Here is an 8,241-nt window from a genome sequence, read left to right as displayed (position 1 = left end):
GATCGAGGCGTCGCCGCGCAGCTCGGACATTGAAATGCCAGCCATATAGCACAGATAGAACGGGACCATCGGAAGGACACAGGGGGACAAAAACGAGAGAAAACCGGCGACAATTGCCCCGCCGAAAGATATTTCCACGAACGGCCCTCCCTTGCCGAATTGATAGAAACATATTACAATATATAAATACATGAAGAAAGAGCGAATGAACCGACTGCTATCCCTGATTGTTGTTGCTGCCGTTTCGGTGCTGACGTGGGTCGCGCCGGCGCAGGCTGATCTGCGGCTGATGATGGTGGAACAGGCTGGATGTGCCTATTGCGCCCGCTGGGAAAAGGAAATCGGTCCGATCTATGAAAAGACCTCCGAGGGTCAGGCCGCGCCGATCCTCAAGGTCGATCTGCGGGCCGATCTGCCTGCGGGGATCACTTTGACCGGCGGCAAGCCGCGCTATACCCCTACTTTCGTGCTATTGCGCGATGGCGTAGAACAGAGCCGAATTGAAGGCTATCCCGGCGAAGACTTTTTCTGGGGTCTGCTCGACAAGATGCTGACGCATAGCAATTTGACCGCTTCGCAGGTCGAATTGAAACCGACTGGCTGATTTCTGTGCAATGCTGCAACGGCAGCATACGGAATCGCCGCCGCATGTCGCATTTTGCGACAAGACATGATAGAAACGTCATACGCGGAGAAATGACGAACCGAGTAAGGAGCGCGCCCAAAAGGGTGCGAATGGCAAGATGGAAGACGTACTTCATCCCGGCTTTGGCATCAGCATGACGCCCAACCGCGCGGCCGCCCGTTGTGGCAGTGTCAGCGCCGACGACATGATGTCCCAAGCCGAAGCCGCATCGAATTTCCTCAAGGCCTTGTCGCACGAGGGTCGCCTGATGATCCTGTGCCACCTGTCCACCGGCGAAAAAACCGTGACCGAGCTGGAAAACCTGCTGTCGTCGCGTCAGGCGGCGGTCAGTCAGCAACTGGCCCGCCTGCGTCTTGAGGGGCTGGTGTCCCATCGTCGCGATGGCAAGGCTATTTATTATTCTCTGGCGGATGACCGCGCCCGGCGTATGATCGAACTTGTCTACGACATGTTCTGCAGTAAAGCGGTCTGATCATATCCGGATCCGGGTGTGAAAACCCGAAGGGAGGATACCCATGGACATGCTACCGATTGGCGCCATTGCAGCGCTGATTGGCCTTGCGACCGGCACCGTTATGGGGCTGGCGGCGCGGCTGGGTGACTTCTGCACATTGGGTGCCATCGAAAGCGCGCTATATGGCGAGGACCAGACCCGGCTGCGGCTGTGGGGCATTGTTCTGGGCACGGCGATTTTCACCACTTTCCTGTTCGCGGGCGCCGGTCTGATCGACCTGAGCCAGACCATCTATCATTCGATCGCATGGAACCCGCTGGCCAGCATCCTAGGCGGCGCGGTGTTCGGCTATGGCATGGCGCTGGCGGGCAATTGCGGCTACGGCGCGCTGGTGCGGTTCGGTGGAGGCGACTTGCGGGCGCTGGTCGTGGTGGTGGTGATGGCGATCTTCGGCTTCATCACCCTGAGCGGCCCCTTGGCGAACCTGCGGGTGCTGCTGTTCCCGCAGACCCCGGCGGCGGTCTCGCAGGGGATGGCGGAATTGATCTATGCACAGCTTGGCGTGCCGCCGCTGGCCTTTGCAACGCTGGTTTCCGTGGCTTTCGTGATCTGGGCACTGTCTTACGAGCCGCTGCGCCATTCGCCGTCGCAAATTGGCTGGGGCATTGTCGCCGGCCTGTCGGTCAGCTTTGCCTTTTGGGGCACGACGACGCTGAACAACCTGAGCTTTGGCGAAATTCCCGTTGAATCACATAGCTTTACTGCGCCTTTGGGTCGCACGCTGTTGTGGTTGATGACCTCGTCTTCGGGCGGGATCAACTTTGCCGTCGGCTCGGTTGCCGGGGTTCTGGGCGGTTCATTCCTTGGCTCGGGCATCCGGGGGATTTTCCGCTGGGAGGCCTGCGAAGACCCGCGCGAGTTGGGGCGTCAGGTGTCAGGCGCGGCGCTGATGGGCATTGGCGGCGTGGTCGCCATGGGCTGTTCGATCGGTCAGGGCGTCACCGGCTTTGCCACGCTGGCCTATTCCGCGCCGATCACGCTGGCGGCGATCTATTTCGGCGCGGTGTTCGGGCTGAAGCGGCTGATCCAAGGCTATCAGCCCGATTAAGCGCCGGTAATTGTTCGCATACTTACATCTTGCTAGACCGCATGACGCCGCCTAATCTGACTTCCGGGAGGACTGCCAATGAACATCACGATTTCGATCGACTGCTCACCCGCCGAAGCGCGCGACTTTTTCGGCCTGCCTGACGTCAAGGAAATGCAGGGGGAAGTCATGGCCAAAGTGCAAGAACAAATGAGTTCCGGCCTTGGCAAGATGGAGACCGGCGACCTGCTGAAACTGTGGATGCCGAATTCCCTGAAAGGCATGGACCAGCTGCAGGAGTTCTTCAGCAAGTTCACCCCGAAATCCTCGGACAACGACTAAGAAAAACCCCCGGTCCTGCGACCGGGGGTTTTCTTATGTCCGGCCAGATGACGCCTTGGATCAGGCCAGCGGCTCCAACAGAGTTGCAAGCGCCTTGACCTGCGCCGTGGTGGTGCGGCGCACATGTTCGGCCAGCATCGCCAGATGTTCGGGATCGCCGGAATTGTGCCGGTTGGCTTCGATCCGGCGCCAGACGGCCTGATACAGCAGCACCCCGGTCATCGCCATAAAGTCATGCGCCATATCGCCGGGGCGGTCCGAGACCAAAAGCGTCTGGCGCGCCGCCTGCCAGACCGCCAGCGATTCATTCAGGTGACTTTCCGAGCCGGTCTCGTCCATCGTGGTTTTGATGTATTTGACAAAAGCATCGGCACAGGCGCCGCCTTTGACCCGCAGCAAACGGGTCGACAGGTTGTAGGCGTGAATGCCGTTGGCGCCTTCGTAGATCGAACAGATCCGCGCATCACGCAGGGTTTGTTCAACCCGGTATTCCCGGCAATAGCCGTAACCGCCCAGCACCTGAATGCCCAGATCGGCGGATTTCACACCGGCGTCGGTGCAGAACACCTTGCAGATCGGGGTCAGGAAATCGATCAGATCGGGCTCGTCATCGGCGTCCAGCGCCACCAGCGCGACATGGCACATGGCACGACCGCCGACGGCAAGCGCCTCTTGTTCGCGCAGCATGCGGGCGACGTCGGGGTGCTTGTCGATCGTGACGGCATTGCCCTCGGGATCGCGGCCCTGAACGCGCTCAGCGGCATAGGTGCGGGCGATCTGGCTGGCGCGCCATGCGTGGGCCACACCCTGAAGCGATACGTCCATGCGGGCGTGGTTCATCATGGTGAACATCGCCTTCAGGCCCTCGCCCTCGTTGCCGATCAGTTCGCCGTAAGCTTCGTCAAAGACCATCTGACAGGTCGGCGACGCGTGCAGGCCCATCTTTTCCTCAATCCGGGCGACGCTGACGCTGTTGCGGGTGCCGTCGTCCAGATGCGACGGGCACAGGAACAGGCTTAGCCCCTTGGTGCCGACGCCTGCGGCGCTTTCGGTCTTGGCCAGAACCAGATGCAGGATACCATCCGACATGTCCTGATCGCCGCCCGAGATAAAGATCTTTTCGCCCGACAGACGCCATGCGCCATCGACAGGGTGGCCCTTGGTGCGAATTCTCGACAAGTCCGAGCCGGCACCGGATTCGGTCAGCGCCATCGTCGCCAGACATTCGCCGCTGATCAGCTTGTCCAGATACTTGTCCTGCATGTCTTGCGAGCCGAAATCGACCAGCGTCTGCACGGCGCAGGGCACCAGCCCAAGGACCATCTGCATCGAGTGGCAGGCCCCGGAGAAAATCTCGGCCACGGCGCCGTGGACCGGGGCCAGCATCCCCTGCCCGCCATGCGCCTCCTGCGCGGTCAGCGACGGCCAGCCTTGCGCGGCATGGGTCTGAAACACTTCGCGGAACCCTTTGGGCATCCGCACCCGGCCATTTTCCAGTCGGCAACCTTCGATGTCGCCGGGTTCGTCCAGCGGCGCGATTTCGTTATTCGCGAACTCGCCGAAATGCGTGATGATCTCACGCACCAGATCAGAGTCCCAATCGGGCAGCCGGTTCGCATTGGCCACATGTTCCAGCGAGAACAGAATCTCATTCACGGGCGCGGTAAACGGTGTCATTTCACATCATCCTTCTCGACGGGCTCAGCCAATCCCCTGACTGATCCAAATGGGGGCCGGGCCTGGTCTGCTGCGCACAGCAAGACGCGGACCGATGCGGCCTGGCGCAAGCGCCACTTACATCAGCCCCAACAGGCGCGCGGCGTTGTTTTTGGTAATGTCTTCGCGCAGCTCGTCCCGGATGGCGATCTTATCAAAATCGGCAAGCCAGCGCTCGGGCGAAATCATCGGCCAGTCGGACCCGAACAGCACCTTCTTGCGCAGCATGGTGTTGCAATAGCGAACAAGAATATCCGGGAAATATTTCGGCGACCAACCGCTGAGGTCGATATAGACGTTGGGCTTGTGGGTCGCCACCGAAAGCGCCTCTTCCTGCCAGGGGAAGCTGGGATGAGCGAGGACGATCTTCATCTCAGGAAAGTCCACCGCGACATCATCCATATACATCGGGTTCGAGTATTTCAGGCGCATCCCGTTGCCGCCCGGCATCCCCGAGCCGACGCCGGTCTGGCCGGTGTGGAACAAAGCGATCCCGCCTTCTTCGGCAATGGCCTCGTATAGCGGATAAGCCAGACGGTCGTTGGCATAGAAACCCTGCATCGTCGGGTGAAACTTGAAGCCTTTGACGCCGTAGTCCCGGATCAGGTTCCGGGCCTCGCGGGCGCCAAGTTTCCCCTTGTGCGGGTCGATCGAGCAGAACGGGATCAGCACGTCCGAGTTCTCGGCCGCCAGTTCAAGAACCTCTTCGTTCTTGTAGCGCCGATAGCCGGTCTCGCGTTCGGAATCGACCGGGAAGATGACCGCGGCGATATTCTGTTCCCGGAAATGTGCTGCGGTTTCCGGAATGGTCGGCGGATGAGTCCACGGCGCACCAAAATACTTGGCCATCGTGGTCTGCAGATCATCATACCCGTCATCATCGTGACAGCCGCAGGGCTCTTCAGCGTGGGTATGAAAATCGATCGCGCGGACCTTGTTGATATCTACCATCGGTCAGCTCTCCGTTAAAGTTTCGTTACGGCCGGATCATCCTCGGAATACAGCCGCTCAAGCAAGTCCTTACGAAGCGTAAGGATTTTACGATTGTTCAGGCTGCCCTTGGCGGTGATTTCGCCCTCGGATACCGACGGCGGCGCGGCAAGGATCATCACCCGGTTGACGCGCGTCGACGAGCCAGAGGCGTGTTCGGCCATCGCGGCAAGGCTTTTGCGCACCATATGGGTCAGTGCGTCGCCCACCAGCGCGCCCTGCTGTTCCATGACCGTCAGGCCCGCCTTTTGCAGCGCTTCGGGATCGGGGAAAATCATCGCGCCGACCTCGTTCTTGTCCTGACCGGTGATCACGACGTCAGCGGCGATATTGGCGAAATGCCGCAGCGCCTCCATCCGCAGCGACGCGGCACGAACCCAGGTCCCGGTCAGCAGTTTGAAATCGTCCGACACGCGGCCATCAAAGCTGAGACCTTTATTCATGTCGTCGGGGTCGACGAATTTCACCGCGTCGCCGGTGATCAGATAGCCGTCTGCGTCAAAGGCCTCGGCGGTTTTCCGGGGCTCTTCGAAATAGCCCTCCATGATGTTCGGGCCTTTGACCCGCAGCTCGCAGCGCGCTTCGTCATCGGGGATAAGCTTTAGCTCGACGCCCGGCATCGGCACGCCGATGATCCCGGAGCGGCCGACGGGTTCGTGCACCATGATCGCCGCCGGCGCGGTTTCGGTCATGCCCCAGCTCGACACCATCAACGGCAGCTCGCCGCGCACTTCCATCGCGTATTTCTCAAGCGCCTGCCAGATATCCAGCGGCAGAGACGCGCCCGCATAGAAGGTCAGTTCGAGGTCCTTGAAGAAGGCTTCTTTCAGCGCCTGATCGTCTTTCATCGCCGAAACCAGACGGGCATAGCCAACCGGCACGTTGAACGACAGGGTGCCCATGCGATTGCGGACGTTCTCGATCGTCAGGTCGATGCCCATGTTGGTCGGCTTGCCGTTATCAATGTAGAAGCTGCCGCCATTGGCCAGCATCATGTTGAAGTTGTGGCTGCCACCGAAAACGTGGTTCCACGGCAACCAGTCCAGCAGACGCGGCGGATGGGTGCGCAGGAAGCCAAGGCAGTCGGCGATCTGGGTCTGGTTGACGCAAAGCATCTTATGCGTGGTCAGAACGCCCTTGGGGTTCGAGGTCGAGCCCGAGGTGAACATGATCTTGGCCAGAGTCTCGGGGCCAACCTTGGCATGGATGGCGTCCAGATCGACGCCGTTATCGCCTTTCAGCAGCTCGTCGAACGTGGTCACGGGCACCGTAGCGCCAGTGGCGTCGGTGACGATCTTCAGCATGTCCTTGAAGCAATCCAGCGCCAGAGCCGGGCCATACAAGGCCGCGTCTTCGGCATAGACCATCACCGGGCGCGCGGTTTCGATCGCATAGACAAGGCGCGGATGCGCGTCATGGATCAGCGAATATTGTTCGGCCAGCGGCACCACCGGCGCACCGATATATTGCGCGGCCAGCGCAATCAGGCCGTGGTTGACGCTGTTTTGCGAAATGATGGCGATCGGCGTGCCTTCGCCCAGACCACGCGCCGAAAGCGAAGCGGCCAGCGCCCGCACGGATTGCAGGACTTCTGCATAGGACAGCTCGCGCCAGCCCGCGCCCGAGCGCTCGCCCAGAGCCACGCGGTCCGCGGCGGCCTCAGCCCAGTTGTGCAGCCATTCGCCGGTATTGCGGGCCACCGGCCCAAGAGGAATTTTCGATCGCAGGATGATCGACCCATCCGCGCGGTCCTCGCGCACTACGTCGTGCGGAATGTGGTTCGACATATTGGTTCCTCCCATAAAGAGCCAAGTAATTCCAAAAAAAGGCCTGCGGTCATTCTGCCGCACATCTGCGCGACCCGTTCCGAATACACCCGCCCTGCCCCCGTGATCCTCCCGGTCTTGCGACCCCAATTGACCCCGGCGTCAAAGCGTTTCCCTGTCATTCGGCGACCGTTTCAGACCCCCTGTTTCCCATCGGTTGCGACCAGTTTCCGTCATCTGTTTCCAGTCCGCACCCGATCCTCTCAACCCGGGCCAACCACGGCAAGCATTGTTCGCCTACGGATAATATGTGCGCTTGTCAACGCTTCCGTCAACTGTCGTTTTCAGCAACGGAATCGCGAAAAACCCCTTATTTTCATACCATATTTGATGCGTGCCGGTTGGGCCCGAAGCGCCCTCACAATACCATCGCGTATGTTCGTGTCACCCTCTAAATTACCCTAGGTCACTCTGCGATTTCCAAGCGGATGCCCGCCCCGTTTCGGGTGGGCAAACCTTGTTACGGATGATCGGGGAATTTTTCGACCAGACCGGCGACTTCTTCGCCGGGCTTGTCGAAGATCGAAAGGTTGGCAACGTGAGACGAAGCCTTGGCAGATCCACCCTTGATCCAGCGCGCGTCGATGTTGGTCAATTGCTGCATGGTGTTGTCCCATATTGTCGAATTAAACTGGGTCCGGAATAGCGGTTCCAGTACCGGCGCGTCTTTTCGTTGTGCCTGATTTCCCCCTTACGGAGCATCACGCATGGCCATTTAGATAGTATACTACTTATGAGTATATTTCCTAAATGAGTCAATCCGCTTTGCTGCATGGCAGCGCAGTCCAAACCGGCGATCCGTCGCGCCGACAGCGCGGGAAGATTGGCGAATTGTCACTGATCCGAAAATCTTTCTAAAGATTACAAAGCGTTACGATTTCGCCCCGCAGCATGATCCGGGTCTCCTGACCGTTTATGGCCGAACCTGCGTTTGCGGAAAAAATTGAAACTCATTTGCTACAAATCAGGTTTACGGACGCTACCGGTCTGCGGGCGGGATTCGCTTTTGTGATCTGAGGCGCGCCGCAAAAATGTGACCATCCGGTGCACAGGTGAGGACTGTCCGGCCGATACTTATAATTAGCATACATATTATGCGCACACATCTTTTGTGTTAAGCTGCTGGCACGCGATCAGGCGGAGCACCCCTAATTAATAAGCGTTCTACCTTTATTGACAG

9 protein-coding genes are annotated in these 8,241 nt (G+C 59.4%); 4 read left to right on the top strand and 5 right to left on the bottom strand.

Translation table 11 applies throughout. The features are described 5' to 3' along the window. Positions 1 to 192 (bottom strand): cytochrome c biogenesis protein CcdA (locus tag ABYW26_RS07125; RefSeq protein WP_372604083.1); only part of this gene is annotated, 192 nt, incomplete at its 3' end. Positions 193 to 205: 13 nt separating this feature from the next. On the opposite strand from ABYW26_RS07125, the gene ABYW26_RS07120 reads away from it, so the two are divergent. The 4 genes from ABYW26_RS07120 to ABYW26_RS07105 all read left to right on the top strand — a co-directional run bounded on the left by ABYW26_RS07120 (position 206) and on the right by ABYW26_RS07105 (position 2,529). After that, entirely contained in the window at positions 206 to 604 is a 399-nt protein-coding gene (locus ABYW26_RS07120; protein ID WP_372604082.1) for a hypothetical protein, read from the top strand. 226 nt (positions 605 to 830) lie between these two features. Further along, positions 831 to 1,118, top strand: a complete 288-nt coding sequence (locus ABYW26_RS07115) for an ArsR/SmtB family transcription factor (protein ID WP_372604084.1) — start codon at positions 831 to 833, stop codon at positions 1,116 to 1,118. Positions 1,119 to 1,161: 43 nt separating this feature from the next. Then, positions 1,162 to 2,208, top strand: a complete 1,047-nt coding sequence (locus ABYW26_RS07110) for a YeeE/YedE family protein (RefSeq protein ID WP_372604081.1) — start codon at positions 1,162 to 1,164, stop codon at positions 2,206 to 2,208. 78 nt (positions 2,209 to 2,286) lie between these two features. Continuing rightward, complete coding sequence (locus tag ABYW26_RS07105) at positions 2,287 to 2,529, top strand: DUF6489 family protein (protein WP_372604080.1); 243 nt, start codon at positions 2,287 to 2,289, stop codon at positions 2,527 to 2,529. A gap of 60 nt (positions 2,530 to 2,589) precedes the next feature. Here the strand turns inward: ABYW26_RS07105 and ABYW26_RS07100 are convergent, their stop codons facing one another. The 4 genes from ABYW26_RS07100 to ABYW26_RS07085 form a co-directional block, all read right to left on the bottom strand. Then, a complete protein-coding gene (locus ABYW26_RS07100) occupies positions 2,590 to 4,206 on the bottom strand; it encodes an acyl-CoA dehydrogenase family protein (protein ID WP_372604079.1) in 1,617 nt (538 codons plus the stop codon). 117 nt (positions 4,207 to 4,323) lie between these two features. Further along, entirely contained in the window at positions 4,324 to 5,196 is an 873-nt protein-coding gene (locus ABYW26_RS07095) for an amidohydrolase family protein (RefSeq protein ID WP_372604078.1), read from the bottom strand. A 14-nt stretch (positions 5,197 to 5,210) separates the two neighbouring features. Continuing rightward, positions 5,211 to 7,022 (bottom strand): feruloyl-CoA synthase, encoded by a 1,812-nt coding sequence (locus ABYW26_RS07090; RefSeq protein ID WP_372604077.1) that lies wholly within the window; start codon positions 7,020 to 7,022, stop codon positions 5,211 to 5,213. A gap of 499 nt (positions 7,023 to 7,521) precedes the next feature. Then, positions 7,522 to 7,665, bottom strand: coding sequence for a hypothetical protein (locus ABYW26_RS07085; RefSeq protein ID WP_372604076.1), 144 nt, complete (start codon positions 7,663 to 7,665; stop codon positions 7,522 to 7,524). Positions 7,666 to 8,241: the final 576 nt, after the last annotated feature.

Source organism: Actibacterium sp., from assembly GCF_041584535.1.
Classification (GTDB): Bacteria; Pseudomonadota; Alphaproteobacteria; order Rhodobacterales; family Rhodobacteraceae; genus Actibacterium_D.
The sequence above is the reverse complement of the archived record's forward strand: the minus strand, read 5'-3'. Positions and strand labels throughout refer to the sequence as shown.